The sequence below is a fragment of the Brevundimonas sp. genome (assembly GCF_036963785.1).
Lineage (GTDB): Bacteria > Pseudomonadota > Alphaproteobacteria > Caulobacterales > Caulobacteraceae > Brevundimonas.
Genome location: NZ_JBALUS010000009.1, coordinates 68,415 through 87,794, shown reverse-complemented (window position 1 = coordinate 87,794; position 19,380 = coordinate 68,415). Strand labels below are relative to the sequence as shown.

The window sequence follows — 19,380 nt, the reverse complement described above, 5'->3', positions numbered from 1 at the left end:
GCCGACATCACGATTACTAGGGCTTGGAAGCGCCCGTCGTGGTTTCGGGCTGGCGGCTGCCGTGCGAGGCCTCGCCGCCCTTGCGGCCGGCCTGGGCGGCCAGCGCGCGATCCTGAGAGAAACTGCGCTTTTCGCTGGGCACGCTGGCGCCGCCCTTGCGGGCGATCGCGCGCTGACGCTCCGGATCCATGGAGGCAAAGCCCCTTTTCGAGACTCCGGACGGGCGGGCGGGGGGCTTGGCCTCGGCCATGGTGTTGACCTTTCTGACTAATCGAAGACTGTGCAGAAAGAACCCCGTGGCTCCCGTCCGGTTCCGCTTACGGCGGGCCGCGACGTTCCGACTCAGGGGATAGGTGCACGCCCTGTCCCGACAGCGCCCGGTCCGACACGAACGGATTGTCTCGCCGCTCGGCGCCAAAGGTTGAGTGCGGACCATGTCCCGGCACAAAGGTCACATCGTCGCCCAGCGGCCACAGCTTGGTGACGATGCTGGTCACCAGCGCCCGCGGATCACTCTGCGGAAAATCCGTGCGTCCGACCGAACCCTTGAACAGCACATCGCCCACCTGGGCAAAGCGCGCCGCCTCGCAGTAGAAGATCACATGGCCGGGCGTATGGCCGGGGGTGCGAAACACTTGCCAGCGCGTCTGGCCCAGCGTCAGTTCGTCGCCCTCGTCCAGCCAGCGGTCGGGCGTAAAGCTCCGCGCCCCGGGCAGGCCATACATCTGGCCCTGCGCCGGAATGCCGTCGATCCAGAACTGGTCATCGGGGTGCGGCCCGATGATCGGGGCTCCGGAAATCTCGTGCAGCTCTGCCGCCCCGCCTGCGTGGTCCAGATGGCCGTGGGTGATCCAGATCTGCTCCATTTCCAGCCCGCGTCGCCGGATTTCCGCCAGTATGGCCGGGCCGGATGCGCCCGGATCGATGACGGCGGCCTTCTTCGTCGCCGTGCACCAGACGACGGTACAGTTCTGTTGCAGGGGCGTGACCGGGCTGATGAACAGGCCGAGGGGGGAGGGGGATGCGCTCATCCCCCAGACATAGGGCGGGGCGGCGCGCGTGTGAACCGCCCTCGGGATGCGCTGCGCGTTGACCTTTGGCGGCGTTCTCGACATAAGGGCGGGCTTCGAGGTGCCGCTCCGAAGGGGGCGGCCCTGTTCGTTTATTCTCCCACGCGCGCGGCCCGATGACGGTCGCGCCCCAGAGCGTCAGATCGTCCATGCAAGTCGTTGAAAAGTCCGCCGCCGGCCTCAGCCGCGTGATCGAGGTTATCGTTCCCGCCACTGAGCTGAACGAAAAGCTGGATGCCCGTATCAAGGAAGTGGCCCCCCAGATGAAGCTCAAGGGCTTCCGTCCGGGCAAGGTGCCGGCCTCGCACGTGCGCAAGGCCTATGGCCGTGACTTCATGGGCGAGATCGTCAACGCCACCCTGAATGAATCCAGCCAGAAGGCGCTGGAAGACGCCAAGCTGCGCCCGGCCGCCCCGGCCGAGATGAAGCTGACCAGCGACATGGACAAGGTCGTCGCCGGCCAGGCCGACCTCGCCTATGAAATGTCGCTCGAGGTCATGCCCGACTTCACCCCGGTCGACCCCAAGACGCTCAAGCTGGAGCGCCCCGTGTACGAGGCGACCGACGCCGACATCGAAGAGACACTCAAGGAACTGGCCTCGCAGTCCAAGTCCTACGAGGACAAGACCGGCAAGACGGTCAAGGCCGCCGACGGCGACCAGCTGACCATCGATTTCGTCGGCAAGATCGACGGTGAGGCCTTCGAGGGCGGCTCCGCCGAGGACGCCGATCTGGTGATCGGTTCCAACCGCTTCATCCCGGGCTTCGAAGAGCAGCTGAAGGGCGCCAAGGTCGGCGAGGAAAAGGTCGTCGAGGTGACCTTCCCCGAGGACTATCAAGCCGCCCATCTGGCCGGCAAAAAGGCCGCCTTCGACGTGACCGTCAAGGCGATCAAGGCCGAGGCCGAGACGAAGATCGATGACGAGTTCGCCAAGCGTCTGGGTCTGGAAGACCTGGAAAAGCTCAAGGGCATCCTCAAGGACAACCTGAACCAGCAATACGCCAACGCCGCCCGCTTCAAGCTGAAGCGCGCCCTGCTGGACCAGCTGGACGAGGGTCACAGCTTTGACCTGCCGCCCAAGATGGTCGAGGCCGAGTTCGACGGCATCTGGCGTCAGGTCGAGGCCGACAAGGAAGCCGGTCGCCTGCCCGAGGAAGACGCCAAGAAGTCCGACAAGGCCCTCAAGGAAGAGTACCGCAAGATCGCCGAGCGCCGCGTGCGCCTGGGTCTGGTGCTGGCCGAGATCGGTCGCTCGAACAATGTCGGCGTCACCGACCAGGAACTGAACAACGCCCTGATGGCCGAAGCCCGCAACTATCCGGGTCAGGAGCGTCAGGTGCTGGACTTCTACCGCCAGAACCCCGAGGCCGCCGCCCAGATGCGCGCGCCGATCTATGAGGAAAAGGTCTGCGAACTGATCTTCAGCCAGGCCGAAATGACCGACAAGCCGATCAGCAAGGACGAGCTGATGAAGGAAGACGACGAGGGCTGATCCCCCCGCCGTCCCGACGACCTGAACGCCCGGCCGCAGCCCCTGCGCCGGGCGTTTTGCTGTCCGGGGGCCGCTTCCCGGAAACCCGAAGGGTGGCGCCACGCCCACTGCGCCAGGAGCGAGAGGAGCTTGGGCGTGGGCGGGCCTTCGCCGACCCGTGTCTCGTCAGACTCCGTCAGAAGCTTTGCGGCGACGCCGGCACTAGGCTCCTGCACACATCTGGAGGGACTCTCATGCTCGCACGCTTCGTTACCGCCACCGCTGTTGGCCTCGCCCTTGTCGCGGCCGGCGGTGCCGCCTCGGCCCAGACCCGTATCGCCGTGGGCGAACGGTCAGGCGCGACGCTCAACGCCCAGTCCCCCAAGCTGGATGACGGCAGCTATTACGGTTGCTGGGTCGTGGAGCCGGGTTCAGGTCCCATCACGATCGAGATGATGACCGGGTTCTTCGACGCCTTCATGGTCGTCGGGACCGGATCGGACTGCGGTGAATCCATGGTCCCGCTCGCTGCCGACGATGACAGCGGCAACAATACCAATGCCCGCATCAGTGGCACCTTCAGTGAACGCCGTCTGCTGATCCGCGCCAACGCCTTCAATGCAGGCGAGGAGGGCAACTACTGGATCGAGGTCAAGGCGGGCCTGCCGGAGGTCGAGGAGCGTCTGGGTTCGATGGACGCCCTGCCTGAAGTGGTCAGCGAATGGGGCACCGATGCCTATGTCTGCGCAGGGGCCTATCGCGCCATGGGTGACCTGGCCCGCAACGTGGGTCGCTACGGCAACGTCGGCACAATTGACTATGCTGCCCGCGACCGTCAGGTGACCGCCCAGATGGCCGCAAACGAGCGCGCCGCCATCGATTTTACCTCCAGCAATTTCGTGCTGATCGCCTTGGGCGGCTTTATCGATGACAAGCCGCAGCAAGTGTCCGAGTATCTGACGACCCTTGCCGACTGTGATCGGGCCAATGGCTTCACACCGGTCACGCGCTTCCGCTGATCCGGCACCTCGCACAGGGATCTCCGGCATCCCCACAGGAGCAGTGCCCATGTCCATGAGACCCCTGAACCGCATCGGCGCTGCCGCCGCCCTTTGCCTGCTGGCGGGGCTGGCGGTGGCTCCGGCGGCCGTTGCCCAGGAAAGCCTCGTCCGTCCTTCCGATCCGGAAGGCCGCTACATGTTCGACATCACCTGCTGGCTGGTCTCGTCCCGCGCCATCCCCGAGATGGTGACCGCCGACACCAGCCGTCAGGCCTATGTCCAGCTCGAACTCGACAACCTGCATTTCTACACCAATGCCGAGGCGTCGGGCGCAGCCCTCGGCAAGTCTGCGGAACAGGTCGGTCAGGACGTCACCCTCTATGACGAGCGTCTGACGCGCTCGCCCGAGCTGCTGGCCGACCTGCCCCTCGTCGAGACGCGCGCCGCCTGCCTCAGTGCGTCCGGTATCCAGGTCGGCGGCACCTGACGGAAGCGCCGGGGGGGCACCCGGGTCTGTGTTCGCCGGGGCATTCAGACGCGGGTTCTGACGTCGTCAGGGCTCGTCAGTTACAGTCACGCTGACTTTGGCTAGGCTTGCGTCAGGACGGGCGCGCGGGGCGCCCGGGCGGGAGCGACCCTCATGCGTATCGGAACCCTGATTTCAACCGGCCTGGCCACCTTGCTGGCCGCCTCAGCGCTTGCCGGCGCAGCCTCGGCCCAGACGGCGATCCGCCTCGGCGAGCCTGTCAGGGGCACGCTGAGCGCCAGCGACCCGGTCATGGAGGTCGATGGCAGCAATTATGACTGCTACATCGTCTCGACCCGGGCCGGGCAGTCCTATGCCATCGATCTCACGTCCACCGAATTCGACACCTTCATCGGCATGGGGCCGGGCCGGGCCTGCCAGCCTCCGGTGGAGCAGACCAATGACGACGTCAGCGAGGACAACACCAATTCGCGCCTGATCTTCACCTCCTCGGGCGGCGACTATTTCATTCTCGCCAACAGCTATGCGGCCGGCGAGAGCGGTGCCTACCGCTTGATCGTGACGGAGCGCGGGACGACCACCTCGACGGCCCACATCCCGAACCTGGAACGCCCTCGCGATCCCGAGGACCGCTATGAGTTCGACATGACCTGCTCCGCGTTCGGCACGATCGGCATGATGGAGCTGATGCAGGGCGAACTGAGCGATGCGGAACTGCAAAAGGTCCTGGCGGACAACTACGTCCTCATCACCAACGCCGAAGAGTCCGGCGCGGCTATCGGCAAGTCATCGGACGAGGTGGGCAACGAGGTCGCCGGGCTGGCAGCGGGGCTGCTTACGGACCCGGACGCCCTGACCGAACTGCCGCCAGTACCCACCCGCGCCGCCTGCCTCGGCGCTTCGGGCCTCTAGGCCGAGGGCAACAGGCCCGGCACAAAGTCGCGATAGCGGCCGGCGGTCACCCCGTCGGTCGCCCGCGCAATGTCCGGCGCGAAATAGTGGTCGGACGCATATTCCGGCGCGGCCTCGCGCACGAGGGCCCAGGCCCGTTCCAGCGCCGCCGATGATGTGAGCGGACGGTGGAAATCGAGGCCCTGGGCTCCGGCCAGCAGCTCGATCCCGACCACGGTCGCCGTGTTCTGCGCCATGTCGAGCAGGCGCCGGGCCCCATGCGTCGCCATCGACACATGGTCCTCCTGATTGGCGCTGGTCGGTACGGTGTCGACACTGGCCGGGTGGGCCACCATGCGGTTCTCGGCGACCAGCGCCGCCGCCGTCACCTGGGCGATCATGAAGCCCGAGTTCAGGCCCGACTCGCGCACCAGAAAGGCGGGCAGGCCGCTCATCTTCGGGTCGACCAGAATCGACGTCCGCCGCTCCGACAGATTGCCGATCTCGCACAGCGCCATGGCCAGCTGGTCGGCGGCAAAGGCCACCGGCTCGGCGTGGAAGTTTCCGCCCGAAATGACGTCGCCCTCCTCGACGAACACCAGCGGATTGTCGGTCACGGCATTGGCCTCGCGCTCCAGCGTCGTCGCCGAGGACCGCATCAGGTCGAGGATCGCGCCCATGACCTGCGGCTGGCAGCGCAGCGAATAGGGGTCCTGCACCTTGGAGCAGTCCGTCCGGTGGCTGTCCCGGATCGCCGATCCCGCCATCAGGTCGCGCAGGGTCTCGGCCACCGCGATCTGTCCGGGCTGGCCGCGCAGGGCGTGGATGCGGGCATCGAACGGCGCATCCGACCCCTTCAGCGCGTCGACCGACATGGCCCCGGCCACCAGGGCGGCGGCAAAGGCGTCCTCGGTCGCAAACAGGCCGGTCAGCGCCAGAGCCGTCGAACACTGGGTCCCGTTCAGCAGGGCCAGACCTTCCTTGGGCCCCAGAGTCAGGGGCGCGAGTCCGGCCGTCGCCAGCGCCTCGGTCGCGGCCATCCGCTCGCCCTTCACCCGGGCCTCGCCGACCCCCAGCAACAGGCAGCTCATATGGGCCAGCGGCGCCAGGTCCCCGGACGCCCCGACCGATCCCTTGGACGGCACGCACGGCAGCACCTCGGCGTCCAGCAGGGCGATCAGCATCTCCAGCGTCTCGCGCCGGATGCCCGAGGCCCCCCGCGACAGGCTGGCGACCTTCAGCACCATCATCAGCCGCACGACCCGGTCTTCCAGATCCGGCCCGACGCCGCAGGCGTGGCTCAGCACCAGATTGCGCTGCAGCGTCTCCAGATCCTCCGACCTGATCGAGGTGTTGGCCAGCAGGCCGAACCCGGTATTCACGCCATAGACCGTGCGTCCCTCGGCCACGATGGCGGCCACGGTGGCGGCCCCCCGGTCGACGGCGTTCCATGCGGTGTCGGTCAGCGACAGATGCACAGGGCCGTCCAGCACGGCACGAAGCTGGGCCAGGGTCAGGGGGGAGTGTCCGAGGGTCAGGGTCATGCGCTCCCCTTAGCCTCCCGCACGGGATTGCGTCGACTCACCCAGAGACCGAACAGGGCCGCGATCGGGAACATCAGCACACCGTAGACGGCCGCCGGCAGGGACATATCGGGCCGCTCCAGCACGCCCTGGGCGATGACGATGGCGAGGGTCGCGTTGTGAATCCCGACCTCAAAGGCGCTGGCCACCGCCCGGGGCTTCTCGATCTTCATCAGGCGCGGCACGACATAGCCGACCGTCAGGCTGAGCACACAGAAGACGGCCGAGATACCGCCCAGCAGCAGGAAATTGGCAGCCAGCAGGTCGAAACTGCTCGCCACCGATCCGGCAATGACCAGCACCAGTATGGCCACCGAGGCGATGCGGACGGGCTTGTCCATGGCCGAAGCGAACCCGGGGTTCAGCCTGCGCACGGTCATCCCCAGCGCCACCGGAACGAGGACGATCAGGAACACCTCCAGCGTCTTGCGGAACTGCAGTCCGACGCTGAGGTCACCCGGCTGGAACCAGGCAATGGCCAGGTTGGTGAGGATCGGCAGGGTGACGACGGCGATGACGGAGTTGATCGCGGTCAGCGAGATGTTCAGCGCCACATCGCCCCGGAACAGGTGGCTGTAGAGGTTGGCGGTCGTCCCGCCGGGCGAGGCCGCCAGCAGCATCATCCCCACCGCGAGGATCGGCGGCAGCCGGAACAGCAGCACAAGCGCAAAGCAGATCGCCGGCAGCAGGAACAGCTGACAGGCGAGGGCGACCGCTGCGGCCCTGGGCTGTTTCGCCACGCGGGCAAAGTCGGCGGGCGTCAGGTCCAGCCCGAGGCCGAACATGATGATCCCGAGGGCGATCGGCAGGGCGACGGCGGCGAATTCCATGCGGGGTCCTCAGGCGAAGGTCGTGGGGTCAGGTCAGCTCAGGCTCGGCAGGTTCAGGCCCTGCTCGCGGGCGGCATCTTTTGCGATCTCATACCCCGCATCGGCGTGGCGCATGACGCCCGTGGCCGGGTCGTTCCACAGCACGCGCTCCAGCCGCTTCGCCGCTTCCCGCGTGCCGTCGGCGACGATCACCACGCCCGAGTGCTGGGAATAGCCCATGCCGACCCCGCCGCCGTGGTGCAGCGACACCCAGCTGGCGCCCGAGGCCGTGTTCAGCAGGGCGTTCAGCAGCGGCCAGTCGGACACGGCGTCCGAGCCGTCCATCATGGCCTCGGTCTCGCGGTTGGGGCTGGCGACCGAGCCGGAGTCCAGATGGTCGCGGCCGATCACGACCGGGGCCTTGAGCTCTCCCGAAGCCACCATCTCGTTGAACATCAGCCCCGCCCGGTGCCGGTCGCCCAGTCCGATCCAGCAGATGCGGGCCGGCAGGCCCTGAAAGGCGATCCGCTCGCCCGCCATGTCCAGCCAGCGGTGCAGGCCGGAATTGTCCGGGAACAGCCGCTTCATCGCCCGGTCGGTCTTGAAGATGTCCTCCGGATCGCCCGACAGCGCCGCCCAGCGGAACGGGCCGATGCCGCGACAGAACAGCGGGCGGATGTAGGCGGGCACAAAGCCGGGGAAGGCAAAGGCGTCCTCGACCCCTTCATCCAGCGCCACCTGCCGGATGTTGTTGCCGTAGTCGGTGGTCGGGATTCCCATTCGCTGGAAGTCCAGCATGGCCTTCACGTGGTCGACGATGGAGGCTTTCGCAGCGGTCCGGACCGCCTCCGGATCGGACTGGCGGCGGTCTTCCCACTCGGCCACCGTCCAGCCCTTCGGCAGATAGCCGTTGACCAGATCGTGGGCGCTGGTCTGGTCGGTGACCAGATCCGGCCGCACCCCGCGCCGCACCAGTTCGGGCAGCACATCCGCCGCATTGGCCAGCAGGCCGACCGACACAGGCTTGCCCGACGCCTTGGCCGCCTCGATCTTCGCCAGGGCGTCGTCCAGATCCTCGGCCATGACGTCGAGGTAGCGGGTCTTGAGCCGCATCTCGATCCGGCTGGCCTGACATTCGACGGCGAGGCAGGACGCTCCCGCCATGGTCGCCGCCAGTGGCTGGGCCCCGCCCATACCGCCCAGGCCAGCCGTGAGGATCCACTTTCCGGACCAGTCCCCGCCATAGTGCTGACGGCCCGCCTCCATGAAGGTCTCATAGGTGCCCTGAACGATGCCCTGGGTGCCGATGTAGATCCACGATCCGGCCGTCATCTGGCCGTACATCATCAGGCCCTTGCGATCGAGCTCGTCAAAATGCTCCCAGGTCGCCCATTTCGGCACCAGGTTCGAGTTGGCGATCAGCACGCGTGGCGCATCGGCGTGGGTGCGGAACACGCCGACCGGCTTGCCCGACTGCACCAGCAGGGTTTCGTCCGGGGCCAGGGCGTCCAGGGTCTCGACGATCTTGTCGAAGGCGGCCCAGTCGCGCGCCGCCTTGCCGATGCCGCCATAGACCACCAGATCCTGCGGACGCTCGGCCACCTCAGGGTCGAGGTTGTTCATCAGCATGCGTTTGGCGGCTTCGGCGGCCCAGGTGGCGGCGGTCTTTTCCGGACCGCGCGGGCTGCGAATGATGCGGGTGTTCGAGATCGGTTGAGTCGTCATGGCCCCGTCTCTACGTTCCCCTCCATGACGATGGAAGACTCAGAGGCTTTGGGCTGGCGGTCGGTGGCCGACCTGATCGGCGATCACCCCGACGCGGCGGTGGCCTTGATCGGCGCCCCCCTCAATGAGCGCTCGCTGACGCCCGGCCGGTGCGACCTGGGACCGCGCGCCTTCCGCGCCGTCCTGCCGCGCTTTTCGACCTATGACGTCGAGACGGGCCAGTTGCTGGAGACGCGGGTGCACGACGCGGGTGATGTGGCGCTCAAGGCGCTCGCCCCCGACGCCGCCTTCCAGCCCTTGCGCGATGCGGTCGCGGCCCAGTCCAGCCGGCGCCTGACCGTCCTCATCGGCGGCAACAACGCCGTCACCCGCCCCGGACTGCACGGCCTGGGCCTGGAGGGTACGGCGCTTCTGACCCTTGATGCCCATTTCGACCTGCGCGATACCGATCAGGGGCTGACCAACGGCAATCCGGTCCAGGCCCTGCTCGACGATGGCATGGATGGCAGCCTCATCAGCCAGGTAGGCCTCGCCCCCTTCGCCAATACGAAGAAGGCCCACGACAAGGCGACGGCCGCCGGCATTTCGGTGCGCACCGCAGGCGAATGCCACCGGACGGGCTTTGCCGCCGTCGTGGCCGAGGAACTGGAGCGGCTCAGCGCGCGCGCCGACCGCATCTATGTCGACGTCGACATCGACGTCATCGACCGCAGCCAGTGGCCCGCCAGCCCCGGCGCACGCCCCGGCGGGGTGGGCGTCCACGCCTTCTTCGAGGCCACCCGGGTGATCGGGTCGCATCCAAAGGTGCGGGCCGTGGATTTGACCGAATACGACCCCTCGCTCGAGGTCGGTGATCTGGGCTCGCTCACCGTGGGCCGCTGGTTCTGCGAGCTGCTGGCCGGGTTCGAGGGCCGATGAAAGTCGACCGGCTGATCACCGACTGTCGCCTCGCCACCATGGTCCCGCGTGGCGAACCCTATGGGGCGGTCGAGGACGGCGCGATCCTGATCCGCGACGGCAAGATCGTCTGGGTCGGGCCCCGCGTCGACCTGCCGGAGCATGAGGCCGCACACACCGACCGGCTGGACGGCCGCTGGGTCACGCCCGGCCTGATCGACTGTCACACCCATCTGGTGTTCGGCGGCGACCGCTCGGGCGAGTACGAGCGCCGCCTGACCGGTGTGCCCTATACACAGATCGCGCGGGAGGGGGGCGGCATTGCCTCCACCGTCCGCGCCACCCGTGAGGCCAGCGACGCAACCCTGACCGGACGGGCACTGGACCGGCTGAAGGCCCTGACCGACAGCGGCGTTACCACCGTCGAGATCAAGTCCGGCTATGGCCTCGATGCCGACAGCGAGTTGCGCATGCTGCGCGTCGCGCGGGGGCTGGAACAGGCCGGCGGGGTCCGGGTCCGCACCACCTTCCTCGGCCTGCACGCCATTCCGCCCGAGTTTGCCGACCGCCGCGCGGCCTATGTCGATCTGATGGTCGATCAGGTCCTGCCCGCCGCCCATGCCGAGGGTCTGGTCGATGCGGTCGACGCCTATCTGGAACCCATCGCCTTCACCGGGGAGGAGGTCGCCCGCCTGTTCGACAAGGCGCGCCAACTCGACCTGCCGGTCAAGCTGCACGCCGACCAGCTGGGCGATGGGGGAGGGGCGGCGCTCGCCGCCCGCCACCAGGCCCTGTCGGCCGACCATGTCGAATATATTTCGGACGAGGGCGTTCAGGCCATGGCCGAGGCCGGGGTCGTGGCCGTCCTGCTGCCCGGCGCCTTTGTCATGCTGGACGAGACGCAACTGCCGCCGGTGCAGGCCTTCCGCGACGTGGGCGTGGCCATGGCCGTGGCCACCGACTGCAATCCCGGCACCTCACCGCTGGCCTCAATGACGCTTTCCATGGCGCTGGCCTGCATGAAGTTCCGTCTCACGCCGGAAGAAGCCCTGGCCGGCGCGACCCGCCATGCCGCCCAGGCCCTCGGCCTCGCCGATCAGGTCGGTACGCTGGAGGCCGGCAAGGCCGCCGATCTGGCCGTCTGGGACGTAACCCGCCCCGCCGAACTGTCCTACTGGCTCGGCAAGCCGCTCCTCTACCGGAGGTATGGGGGCGTTCGATATTCGTCTTTTGATTACAATTAGAGATTGATTCGCGTTATGGTGCGCTCGAAGGAGCGATGCCGTGCAAGAGCAGATCAGCCAGTCGAAGGCCCCACCGGCGACGGCCTCAGCGCCCCGGGGAAGGCTCGGCGCGGACCGGGGGGAAACTGGGCTGACGATCCTGCTGGTCGTGATGACGTCGCTTCAGACGGGGCTGGTTGTCTGGAGCCTTGTCGTCTGACACAGCCCGCCTAACGACCGCGCAAGCTGTCGATGCCCTCGTTGGCGAGGGTATCGGCGCGTTCGTTCAGTTCGTGACCGGCGTGGCCCTTGACCCAGTGCCACTTCACCTGATGCCGGGCGCGGGCCTCGTCCAGGCGGCGCCACAGGTCCTCGTTCTTGACGGGCTTCTTGTCGGCGGTCTTCCAGCCGCGTGACTTCCACGCGCTGATCCATTTGGTGATTCCGTCCATGACGTAGCGACTGTCGGTGTGAAGATCGACGCGGCAGGGGCGGTTCAGCGCCTCCAGCGCCATGATGGCCGCGGTCAGCTCCATGCGGTTGTTGGTCGTGTCGCGCTCGCCGCCCTTCAGCTCCCGCTCATGCCCGCCGCCCGTTTGCAGAATCGCGCCCCAGCCCCCCGGACCGGGATTGCCCTTGCAGGCGCCGTCGGTGTGGATGATCACGTGAGAAAGTTCAGCAGCCATGGCGGCGCACTACAGGATCGCTTGGCGCGTGGCCATCACAAGGCCTATATGGGGTGTGATCAAAGATCATCGGCAATCCCGCCGCCCTTCGTGTTGAGACGTGGAATCATGCAGCCCGGCATCTGGCAAATTCTTATCATCGCCGTTCTGGCCCTCCTGCTGTTCGGGGGACGCGGCAAGATTTCGGGCCTGATGGGCGACGCCGCCAAGGGCATCCGCGCCTTCCGTGAAGGCCTGAAGGGTGAGGACGACAAGTCGACGGGCGAGAGCGTTCTGCCCCGCACCGAGGCTGAAAAAGAAGACCTGAAGCGCTGATCGTCCTTCAGAACGGAAGCGTGTGATCCATGGGTGGTCTGGGTCCCGGCATTGGCGGGCTGGAAATCCTTGTAATCGGTTTGCTGGCCCTGATCGTGGTCGGGCCTAAAGACCTGCCCTTGATGATGCGCAAGGTGGGCCAGTTCCTGGCGCGCGCGCGGGCCATGGCCTCGGAGTTCCGCTCCAGCTTTGACGAAATGGCCCGCCAGGCGGAGCTCGACGAACTCCGCAAGGAGGTCGAGGCCCTGCGCAATGCCCAGGCCGTGCCGCTGGGCGCCGAGGCCGAAGAGGCCTTTCGCGACATCGACAAGAGCCTGAAAGAACCGCTGGCCGTCCCACCGCCCGTGGTGACGCCGGTTCCGGACGCGAAGCCCGAAGCCCTGCCGGAGCCTGAAGCGAAGGCGCCCGAGCCCGCCAGCAAGCCCAAGGCCGTCCGCAAGCCTCGCGCGAAGGCGGCCAAACCTCCCGCCACGAAGACGACCACGACGGCCCGGCCCAAGGTCGCCCGCAAGAAGGCGGTGGACCTGTGAGCCGCTCCGACCGCGACGAGGACGAAATCGAGTCGTCCCGCGCCCCCCTGATGGATCATCTGATCGAGTTACGCGGGCGGCTGGTGGTCTGTGTTGTGGCCTTTGTGGTCGGCTTCATCGGCTGTTTCATCGTCGCCGACCCGATTTATGTCTTCCTGGTCCAGCCCTTTGCTGTCGCGGCCCAGTTCCGCGAGGCGGCCGGCCCCGGGGGCAATGTGTCGCCCTTCGACCTGATCCTGGGTACGGCCGGGCTGATCCCGGTGCCCCGGGGCGATGGCGAGACCGTGAACCTGATCTTCACGGCGCCGCTGGAATTCCTGATTACCAAGATGAAGCTGGCGGCGTTTGGCGCCGTGCTGGTCACCTTCCCGGTGCTGGCCTGGCAGATCTACCGGTTCGTGGCGCCCGGCCTTTACCGCAACGAGAAGGGGGCCTTCCTGCCCTTCCTGGTCGCTGCCCCGCTGCTGTTCCTGGTCGGTGCGGCGATGGTCTATTACGTCATGCTGCCGTTCGTGATGCTGTTCTCGCTCGGCCAGCAGGTGACCGGCGGCGGCATCTCGGCCGAACTCCTGCCCAAGGTGTCCGACTATCTGAACCTTGTGATGGCCCTGTTGCTGGCGTTCGGGCTGTGCTTCCAGCTGCCGGTGGTCATGACCCTGCTCGGCATGGCGGGCATCGTCAGCTCCAAAGCGCTTGCCAAGGGTCGCAAATACGCGATCGTCGCCATCGCCGTGGTCGCGGCCTTCGTGACTCCGCCCGACCCGATCAGCCAGATCATGCTGGGGATCCCGCTGGTGCTGCTCTATGAGGTCTCGATCTGGTGCGTGCGGCTGATCGAGATGCGCCGTCGCAAGCGCGACATCGAGGACGGCGTCGCGGTCTGAGGCGGAACCGGAGACAAGCGGCGCCGTTCTGTCCTGACCTATCACGACAGGAGACACTCATGTCCCGCCTTACACTGACTGTCCTGGCCTCGACTGCCCTGGTTGCCGGCGCCGTCGCCTGCACCCCCGCTGAGCAGGAGGCCGAGCCGACCACCGAGACCCATACGGTTGTCGAGAAGGAAACGGTCGTCCCCGTACCGGTCGAGACCGAAACCCCGCCGCCGGTCGTCGTCGAACGCGAAACCGGTGACTCGACTACTGTCCGGGCCGACGAGAACGGCATCGAGGTCGAAACGACCAACCGCTGATCCCGGCGAGAGAATTGAAAACGGCCCCGGTGATCGCTCACCGGGGCCGTCGTCAACTCAAACTGCCGATTAGCAGCTGTAGTACATGTCGAATTCGACGGGGTGCGGGTGCAGTTGCAGGCGCATCACCTCTTCCATCTTCAGCTCGATGTAGCTGTCGATGAAGTCGTCATCCATCACGCCGCCCTTCTTGAGGAAGGCCCGGTCCTTGTCGAGCGCCTCGAGGGCCTCGCGCAGGCTGCCGCAGACCTCGGGGATGTTGCCGCGCTCTTCGGGCGGCAGATCGTAGAGGTTCTTGTCGGCCGGGGCGCCCGGATCGATGCGGTTCTCGATGCCGTCCAGACCGGCCATCAGCAGGGCCGTGAAGGTCAGATAGGGGTTGCCCATCGGATCGGGGAAGCGGGCTTCGATACGCTTGGCCTTCGGCGAGCTGACCCACGGAATACGGATCGAGGCTGAGCGGTTGCGGGCCGAATAGGCCAACTTGACCGGCGCTTCATAGCCGGGGACCAGGCGCTTGTAGCTGTTGGTGGTCGAGTTGGCGAAGGCGTTGATGGCCTTGGCGTGCTTGATGATGCCGCCGATGTACCACAGGCACATGTCCGACAGGCCGGCGTATTTGTCGCCGGCGAACTGGGGTTTGCCGTCCTTCCAGATCGACTGGTGCACGTGCATGCCCGAACCATTGTCGCCGAACATGGGCTTGGCCATGAAGGTGGCCGACTTGCCATAGGCGGCGGCGACGTTGTGGATGACGTATTTGTACAGCTGCAGCCGGTCGGCCATGGTGACCAGCTCGGCGAACTTCAGGCCCAGTTCGTGCTGGGCGGGCGCCACTTCGTGGTGGTGCTTCTCGGGGTTCAGGCCCATGTCCTTCATCACCGACAGCATTTCGGCGCGCAGGTCCTGGCCGGAGTCGACCGGATTGACGGGGAAGTAGCCGCCCTTGGGCCCCGGGCGGTGGCCCATATTGCCTTCGGTGTATTCCGAGCCCGTATTGGCCGGCAGCTCCAGCGAGTCATAGGCATAGCCGGTGTCGTGGGCCTGGGTGGACCAGCGGACATCGTCGAAGATGAAGAACTCGGCCTCGGGGCCGAAGAACACCTTGTCGCCCACGCCGGCCGACTGGACGAAGGCCAGCGCCTTCTTGGCCATCGAGCGGCTGTCGCGGTTGTAGGGCTCGTTGGTGTCGGGGTTCAGCACATCGCAGAACAGGAACAGGGTGGTGTGCTGGTAGAAGGGGTCGATATAGGCGGTGTCGAGGTCCGGCTTGAGCAGCATGTCGGACTCATTGATCGCCTTCCAGCCCGCGATCGACGAACCGTCAAACATCGTGCCTTCCTCGAGGAACTCGTCATCGACCAGGTCGATATCAAAGGTCACATGCTGAAGTCGGCCCTTGGTGTCGGTAAAGCGAAGGTCGACGTATTTGACGTCCTTGTCCTTGATGTCCTGAAGGATGGCCTTGACGCTCATGGATTTCGTATCCTGTGGCTGGGGGAGGAAGGCAGGGAAACCGTCCGCAACGGACGGTCGGTGAATGGGTCAGACGGCCTGGGCACCAGTTTCGCCGGTGCGGATGCGGATGACGTCGACGATGTCCGAGACGAAGATCTTGCCGTCGCCGATCTTGCCCGTACGCGCCGACGTCTGGATCGCCTCGATCACAGCGGGGGCCAGGTCGTCGCTGACGACCACCTCGATCTTGATCTTGGGCAGGAAGTCGATGACGTACTCGGCGCCACGATACAGTTCGGAATGCCCCTTCTGGCGGCCATAGCCTTTGGCCTCCAGGACGGTCATACCCTGGACCCCGACGTCCTGCAGGGCCTCTTTGACTTCATCCAGCTTGAACGGCTTGATGACGGCTTCGATCTTTTTCATGGCGTCCCCGAGGCGACCCGGAATTGGCCCGGAATTGGTCAGTGCACTCGGAACGCAATGGGACATTGCATTGCACAATAAGGCAAGGCCCTTTTGATAATTATCATCATCCGTGAACGGAGGCGTCATGACCGTCCCACCTGAATCCGGAGACTGGAGAACCCGCCTGCCTTGGCCGGGAGCCGGGACCCATAAACACGCGCGCGGGCGGCTGGCCGTGATTTCGGGGCCTGCCCATCGCACCGGGGCGGCCCGTCTGGCGGCGCGGGCGGGGCTGCGGATCGGTGCCGGACTGGTCAGGGTCATGGCAACGTCCGCCGCAATTCCCGTCCTTGCGACGTCACTGGAGGCAGTGATGGTCGAGCCGTTCGACGGCGCCGACGATCTGGGCCACCGTCTGAGGGAGGCGGATGCCGTGGTGATCGGCCCGGCTGCCGGGCTGGGCGAGGAGACCGTCAGTAATCTGCATGCGCTGGCCAGAACCGGTGCCGTGCTCGTCGTCGACGCCGATGCGCTCAGCGTCTTCGAAAGTCACCCTGACGATCTGTTCGCCTCGCTGGATCGCGATGATGTGCTGACGCCGCACCGGGGCGAGTTCGCGCGACTGTTTCCGGACCTGGCCGAGCTTCCGCCAGCCGAAGCGGCCGCCCAGGCCGCGGTGCGCGCGGATGCCGTCGTCCTGCTGAAGGGCCATGAGACCGTCATTGCGGCACCCGACGGCCGGGTTGCCGTCAATCCGAACGGCACGCCGTGGCTGGCGACGGCGGGCACAGGCGATGTGCTGGCGGGGATGATCGGTGGCCTCGCGGCCCAGCACATGGACAGCTTCGACGCCGCCCGCGCCGCAGCCTGGATTCACGCCGAGGCCGCCCGCGGGTTTGGCCCCGGCCTGATCGCCGAGGATCTGCCGGACCTCATCCCCGGAGTGCTGGCCCGACTGGCCCCGGAAGACCTCAGGCCGTCTTAGGCTTGGCCTTCGCCTTCGCCGGGGCCTTCTTGGTCGCCGCCTTTTTCGCCGGAGCCTTCTTGGCCGCTGCTTTCTTGGCGGGAGCCTTCTTGCCCTTGCCGCCCGCTGCCGCCTTGGCTGCGATCAGTTCGAGGGCCGCCTCCAGCGTCAGGTCTTCGGGCGCCGTTCCCTTGGGCAGGGTGGCGTTGATCTTGCCGCATTTGACATAGGGGCCAAACCGCCCGGCCATGACCTGGATCGGGTCACCGCTCTCGGGATGGGCGCCCAACTCCTTGAGCGGTGCCGTCTGACCCCGGGCCCCGCGCGAGGCCTTCTTCTCGGCCAGCAGGGAAACCGCGCGGTTCAGTCCGACCTCGAACACCTCCTCGATGTCCGGCAGATTGGCATAGACGCCGTCGTGCAGGACGAAGGGGCCATAGCGGCCCAGCCCGGCCGTGATCGGCTTGCCGTCCTCGGGGTGTGCCCCGACCTGACGCGGCAAGGCCAGCAGGGTCAGCGCCTGTTCCAGCGTCAACGTCGCCGGACTCCACCCCTTGGGCAGGGAAGACCGCTTCGGCTTTTCGGCCTCGGGCGGGGTGGTTTCGACATAGGGGCCGAAGCGCCCGATTTTCAGCTGCACCGGCTGGCCCGTATCCGGGTCGAGCCCCAGCTCACGGTCGCCGCCGTCTGCCGACCCTGCGGCATTGGCTCCGGCGCCGAATCCCCGCGTGTAGCGGCACTCCGGATAGTTCGAGCAGCCGATGAAGGAGGACTTCATCTTGAAGCTGGCCTTCAGGTGCAGCCGCCCGGACTTGCACAGAGGGCAGAGGCGCGGGTCGGTCCCGTCGTCCTTTTCGGGGAACAGGAAGGGGCCGATCACCGAGTCCAGCTCGTCGATGACGCCCTGACGCTCCAGCACAACGGCGGTCGCGGGCTTCAGCTTGGCCCAGAACTCGCGCAGCAGCGCCTTCCAGTCCATCTGGCCGGCCGAGACCTCGTCCAGCTCGTTTTCCAGCGCGGCGGTAAAGTCATACTCGACCCACTGGCCGAAGAACTGCTCCAGAAACGCCGTGACCAGACGCCCGTTGTCTTCGGGATAGAAGCGGTTCTTGTCCATGCGGACATATTCGCGGTCCCGCAGGGTGGTCAGGATCGAGGCATAGGTGGACGGTCGCCCGATGCCCAGTTCCTCCAGCTTCTTGACCAGGGTCGCTTCGGAATAGCGCGGGGGCGGTTCTGTGAAATGCTGGTCCGTGCGGACGGCCTCGACCCTGGCCGCCGCGCCTTCCTTGAGGGCGGGCAGGCGGGTCGCGTCATCCTCGTCATCGTCCGACGACCCGGCGCGGGGCTTGTCGTCACGCCCTTCTTCATAGGCGGCGATAAAGCCGTCGAAGGTGACGACCTGGCCCGTGGCGCGCAGGCCGGTCTGGCCCGACGGCTCCTCGATCTCTACCGTCGTGCGGTCCATGCGGGCCGCCTCCATCTGGCTGGCGACCATGCGCTTCCAGATCAGTTCATACAGCCGCCGCAGATCGTCATCGAGACGCACCGAGTCCGGATGGCGCGCGATATTGGTCGGGCGGATGGCCTCGTGCGCTTCCTGGGCGTTCTTGGCCTTGACCTTGTAGTAGCGCGGCTCGGACGGGACATAGGCAGGGCCGAACCGCTCGGCGATCACGTCGCGAGCCTGGGCAATGCCCTCGGGGCTGACCGACACGCCGTCGGTCCGCATATAGGTGATCAGGCCGCCCGTATCGTCGACGCCTTCGTACAGCTTCTGGGCCGCCTGCATGGTCCGCTGCGCCGTGAAGCCGAGCTTGCGCGAGGCCTCCTGCTGCAGGGTCGAGGTCGTGAAGGGCGGCGAGGGGTTGCGCTTGACCGGCTTCTTCTCGATCGAGCGGATCGTGAACTGGCCGGCCTGAATGGCGGCGCGGGCTGCGGTCGCGGTTGCCTCGTCCTTGATGTCCAGCCGCTGCACCCGCTTGCCAGCATGCTTGACCAGTCGGGTGGTGAAGGGCGGGCTGTCGGCCGTCAGATCGGCCTCGATCGACCAGTATTCCTGCGGCTTGAAGCGTTCGATCTCCAGCTCGCGATCAACGACGATGCGCAGGGCCACCGACTGCACCCGACCGGCCGAGCGCGCGCCCGGCAGCTTGCGCCACAGCACCGGCGACAGGGTGAAGCCGACCAGATAGTCCAGCGCCCGGCGGGCCAGATAGGCCTCGACCAGTTCCATATCCAGCTGGCGCGGGTTGGCCATGGCTTCCAGCACAGCGGCCTTGGTGATGGCGTTGAAAGTCACCCGTTCGACCGGGGTGTCCTTCAGCGCCTTCTTCTTTTGCAGCACCTCCAGCACGTGCCAGCTGATCGCCTCGCCCTCACGGTCGGGGTCGGTGGCCAGGATGACGCGGTCGGCGCGCTTGGCGGCTTCAGCGATCTCGGACAGGCGCTTGGCCCCCCGGGCATCGACCTCCCACGACATGGCGAAGTCCTCGTCGGGCAGCACCGAGCCGTCCTTGGAAGGCAGGTCTCGAACGTGCCCGTAAGAGGCCAGGACCTCAAAGTCGGAGCCCAGATATTTGTTGATGGTCTTGGCCTTGGCCGGGCTTTCGACAATGACGAGATTCATACGGGCGTGGCGCTTTTCGGGGGGAGGGGCCCAGGGTCGG

20 protein-coding genes are annotated in these 19,380 nt (G+C 66.6%); 11 read left to right on the top strand and 9 right to left on the bottom strand.

Annotation, left to right across the window (positions count from 1 at the left end; genetic code table 11):
* Window positions 1-16: 16 nt before the first annotated feature.
* Complete coding sequence (locus tag V7672_RS15020) at window positions 17-250, bottom strand: general stress protein (RefSeq protein ID WP_335625376.1); 234 nt, start codon at window positions 248-250, stop codon at window positions 17-19.
* A 67-nt stretch (window positions 251-317) separates the two neighbouring features.
* Entirely contained in the window at window positions 318-1,031 is a 714-nt protein-coding gene (locus tag V7672_RS15015; protein ID WP_335625375.1) for an MBL fold metallo-hydrolase, read from the bottom strand.
* Between the two features lie 188 nt (window positions 1,032-1,219).
* Here V7672_RS15015 and tig point away from each other — a divergent pair, with 188 nt between their 5' ends.
* The 4 genes from tig to V7672_RS14995 all read left to right on the top strand — a co-directional run bounded on the left by tig (window position 1,220) and on the right by V7672_RS14995 (window position 4,942).
* On the top strand, window positions 1,220-2,563 hold the full coding sequence (gene tig, locus V7672_RS15010) for a trigger factor (RefSeq protein WP_335625374.1): 1,344 nt from the start codon (window positions 1,220-1,222) through the stop codon (window positions 2,561-2,563).
* Window positions 2,564-2,796: 233 nt separating this feature from the next.
* On the top strand, window positions 2,797-3,561 hold the full coding sequence (locus V7672_RS15005; RefSeq protein WP_335625373.1) for a hypothetical protein: 765 nt from the start codon (window positions 2,797-2,799) through the stop codon (window positions 3,559-3,561).
* Between the two features lie 49 nt (window positions 3,562-3,610).
* Complete coding sequence (locus V7672_RS15000; RefSeq protein WP_335625372.1) at window positions 3,611-4,030, top strand: hypothetical protein; 420 nt, start codon at window positions 3,611-3,613, stop codon at window positions 4,028-4,030.
* A 153-nt stretch (window positions 4,031-4,183) separates the two neighbouring features.
* Entirely contained in the window at window positions 4,184-4,942 is a 759-nt protein-coding gene (locus tag V7672_RS14995; protein WP_335625371.1) for a hypothetical protein, read from the top strand.
* Here the strand turns inward: V7672_RS14995 and hutH are convergent.
* The 3 genes from hutH to hutU are packed head-to-tail and all read right to left on the bottom strand — an operon-like array spanning window position 4,939 to window position 9,038.
* Entirely contained in the window at window positions 4,939-6,465 is a 1,527-nt protein-coding gene (gene hutH / locus V7672_RS14990) for a histidine ammonia-lyase (protein WP_335625370.1), read from the bottom strand. The genes V7672_RS14995 and hutH overlap by 4 nt on opposite strands.
* Window positions 6,462-7,334, bottom strand: a complete 873-nt coding sequence (locus V7672_RS14985) for a bile acid:sodium symporter family protein (RefSeq protein WP_335625369.1) — start codon at window positions 7,332-7,334, stop codon at window positions 6,462-6,464. Before V7672_RS14985 ends, hutH begins: the two co-directional genes overlap by 4 nt.
* A gap of 33 nt (window positions 7,335-7,367) precedes the next feature.
* Window positions 7,368-9,038, bottom strand: a complete 1,671-nt coding sequence (hutU, locus tag V7672_RS14980; protein WP_335625368.1) for a urocanate hydratase — start codon at window positions 9,036-9,038, stop codon at window positions 7,368-7,370.
* A gap of 24 nt (window positions 9,039-9,062) precedes the next feature.
* On the opposite strand from hutU, the gene V7672_RS14975 reads away from it, so the two are divergent.
* Together V7672_RS14975 and hutI are read left to right on the top strand one after the other, a co-directional pair.
* On the top strand, window positions 9,063-9,956 hold the full coding sequence (locus V7672_RS14975) for an arginase family protein (RefSeq protein WP_335625367.1): 894 nt from the start codon (window positions 9,063-9,065) through the stop codon (window positions 9,954-9,956).
* Window positions 9,953-11,179: an imidazolonepropionase gene (gene hutI / locus V7672_RS14970; protein ID WP_335625366.1), complete on the top strand. Its 1,227-nt coding sequence runs from the start codon at window positions 9,953-9,955 to the stop codon at window positions 11,177-11,179. Before V7672_RS14975 ends, hutI begins: the two co-directional genes overlap by 4 nt.
* A gap of 209 nt (window positions 11,180-11,388) precedes the next feature.
* On the opposite strand, the gene rnhA is transcribed toward hutI, so the two are convergent.
* Window positions 11,389-11,844, bottom strand: a complete 456-nt coding sequence (gene rnhA, locus V7672_RS14965) for a ribonuclease HI (protein ID WP_335625365.1) — start codon at window positions 11,842-11,844, stop codon at window positions 11,389-11,391.
* Window positions 11,845-11,952: 108 nt separating this feature from the next.
* On the opposite strand from rnhA, the gene V7672_RS14960 reads away from it, so the two are divergent.
* The 4 genes from V7672_RS14960 to V7672_RS14945 are packed head-to-tail and all read left to right on the top strand — an operon-like array spanning window position 11,953 to window position 13,881.
* Window positions 11,953-12,159, top strand: coding sequence for a twin-arginine translocase TatA/TatE family subunit (locus V7672_RS14960; RefSeq protein WP_322258847.1), 207 nt, complete (start codon window positions 11,953-11,955; stop codon window positions 12,157-12,159).
* Window positions 12,160-12,188: 29 nt separating this feature from the next.
* Complete coding sequence (gene tatB, locus V7672_RS14955) at window positions 12,189-12,689, top strand: Sec-independent protein translocase protein TatB (protein WP_442889576.1); 501 nt, start codon at window positions 12,189-12,191, stop codon at window positions 12,687-12,689.
* Window positions 12,686-13,573, top strand: coding sequence for a twin-arginine translocase subunit TatC (tatC, locus tag V7672_RS14950; protein ID WP_335625364.1), 888 nt, complete (start codon window positions 12,686-12,688; stop codon window positions 13,571-13,573). The genes tatB and tatC overlap by 4 nt, the downstream gene beginning before the upstream one ends.
* A gap of 59 nt (window positions 13,574-13,632) precedes the next feature.
* Window positions 13,633-13,881 (top strand): hypothetical protein, encoded by a 249-nt coding sequence (locus V7672_RS14945; RefSeq protein WP_335625363.1) that lies wholly within the window; start codon window positions 13,633-13,635, stop codon window positions 13,879-13,881.
* 69 nt (window positions 13,882-13,950) lie between these two features.
* Here the strand turns inward: V7672_RS14945 and glnA are convergent, their stop codons facing one another.
* Together glnA and V7672_RS14935 are read right to left on the bottom strand one after the other, a co-directional pair.
* A complete protein-coding gene (gene glnA, locus V7672_RS14940; protein WP_335625362.1) occupies window positions 13,951-15,357 on the bottom strand; it encodes a type I glutamate--ammonia ligase in 1,407 nt (468 codons plus the stop codon).
* Between the two features lie 69 nt (window positions 15,358-15,426).
* Window positions 15,427-15,765 carry a P-II family nitrogen regulator gene (locus tag V7672_RS14935; RefSeq protein ID WP_322260019.1) on the bottom strand — a complete coding sequence of 113 codons (339 nt, stop codon included), beginning with the start codon at window positions 15,763-15,765 and terminating at the stop codon, window positions 15,427-15,429.
* 127 nt (window positions 15,766-15,892) lie between these two features.
* Here V7672_RS14935 and V7672_RS14930 point away from each other — a divergent pair, with 127 nt between their 5' ends.
* On the top strand, window positions 15,893-16,732 hold the full coding sequence (locus tag V7672_RS14930; RefSeq protein ID WP_335625361.1) for an NAD(P)H-hydrate dehydratase: 840 nt from the start codon (window positions 15,893-15,895) through the stop codon (window positions 16,730-16,732).
* On the opposite strand, the gene topA is transcribed toward V7672_RS14930, so the two are convergent.
* On the bottom strand, window positions 16,719-19,340 hold the full coding sequence (gene topA, locus V7672_RS14925; protein WP_335625360.1) for a type I DNA topoisomerase: 2,622 nt from the start codon (window positions 19,338-19,340) through the stop codon (window positions 16,719-16,721). The two genes, V7672_RS14930 and topA, sit on opposite strands and share 14 nt — an antisense overlap.
* Window positions 19,341-19,380: the final 40 nt, after the last annotated feature.

Excerpts from the sequence above, each read along its gene's own strand:
- V7672_RS15005 (WP_335625373.1), top strand. The coding sequence starts at position 2,797 with ATGCTCGCACGCTTCGTTACCGCCACCGCTGTTGGCCTCGCCCTTGTC.
- tig (WP_335625374.1), top strand. The coding sequence starts at position 1,220 with ATGCAAGTCGTTGAAAAGTCCGCCGCCGGCCTCAGCCGCGTGATCGAG.
- V7672_RS14960 (WP_322258847.1), top strand. The coding sequence starts at position 11,953 with ATGCAGCCCGGCATCTGGCAAATTCTTATCATCGCCGTTCTGGCCCTC.
- V7672_RS15000 (WP_335625372.1), top strand. The coding sequence starts at position 3,611 with ATGTCCATGAGACCCCTGAACCGCATCGGCGCTGCCGCCGCCCTTTGC.
- topA (WP_335625360.1), bottom strand. The coding sequence starts at position 19,340 with ATGAATCTCGTCATTGTCGAAAGCCCGGCCAAGGCCAAGACCATCAAC.
- glnA (WP_335625362.1), bottom strand. The coding sequence starts at position 15,357 with ATGAGCGTCAAGGCCATCCTTCAGGACATCAAGGACAAGGACGTCAAA.
- V7672_RS14930 (WP_335625361.1), top strand. The coding sequence starts at position 15,893 with ATGACCGTCCCACCTGAATCCGGAGACTGGAGAACCCGCCTGCCTTGG.
- V7672_RS15015 (WP_335625375.1), bottom strand. The coding sequence starts at position 1,031 with ATGAGCGCATCCCCCTCCCCCCTCGGCCTGTTCATCAGCCCGGTCACG.
- V7672_RS14985 (WP_335625369.1), bottom strand. The coding sequence starts at position 7,334 with ATGGAATTCGCCGCCGTCGCCCTGCCGATCGCCCTCGGGATCATCATG.
- tatB (WP_442889576.1), top strand. The coding sequence starts at position 12,189 with ATGGGTGGTCTGGGTCCCGGCATTGGCGGGCTGGAAATCCTTGTAATC.
- hutI (WP_335625366.1), top strand. The coding sequence starts at position 9,953 with ATGAAAGTCGACCGGCTGATCACCGACTGTCGCCTCGCCACCATGGTC.
- V7672_RS14945 (WP_335625363.1), top strand. The coding sequence starts at position 13,633 with ATGTCCCGCCTTACACTGACTGTCCTGGCCTCGACTGCCCTGGTTGCC.
- V7672_RS14935 (WP_322260019.1), bottom strand. The coding sequence starts at position 15,765 with ATGAAAAAGATCGAAGCCGTCATCAAGCCGTTCAAGCTGGATGAAGTC.
- V7672_RS14975 (WP_335625367.1), top strand. The coding sequence starts at position 9,063 with ATGACGATGGAAGACTCAGAGGCTTTGGGCTGGCGGTCGGTGGCCGAC.
- rnhA (WP_335625365.1), bottom strand. The coding sequence starts at position 11,844 with ATGGCTGCTGAACTTTCTCACGTGATCATCCACACCGACGGCGCCTGC.
- hutH (WP_335625370.1), bottom strand. The coding sequence starts at position 6,465 with ATGACCCTGACCCTCGGACACTCCCCCCTGACCCTGGCCCAGCTTCGT.
- V7672_RS14995 (WP_335625371.1), top strand. The coding sequence starts at position 4,184 with ATGCGTATCGGAACCCTGATTTCAACCGGCCTGGCCACCTTGCTGGCC.
- V7672_RS15020 (WP_335625376.1), bottom strand. The coding sequence starts at position 250 with ATGGCCGAGGCCAAGCCCCCCGCCCGCCCGTCCGGAGTCTCGAAAAGG.
- hutU (WP_335625368.1), bottom strand. The coding sequence starts at position 9,038 with ATGACGACTCAACCGATCTCGAACACCCGCATCATTCGCAGCCCGCGC.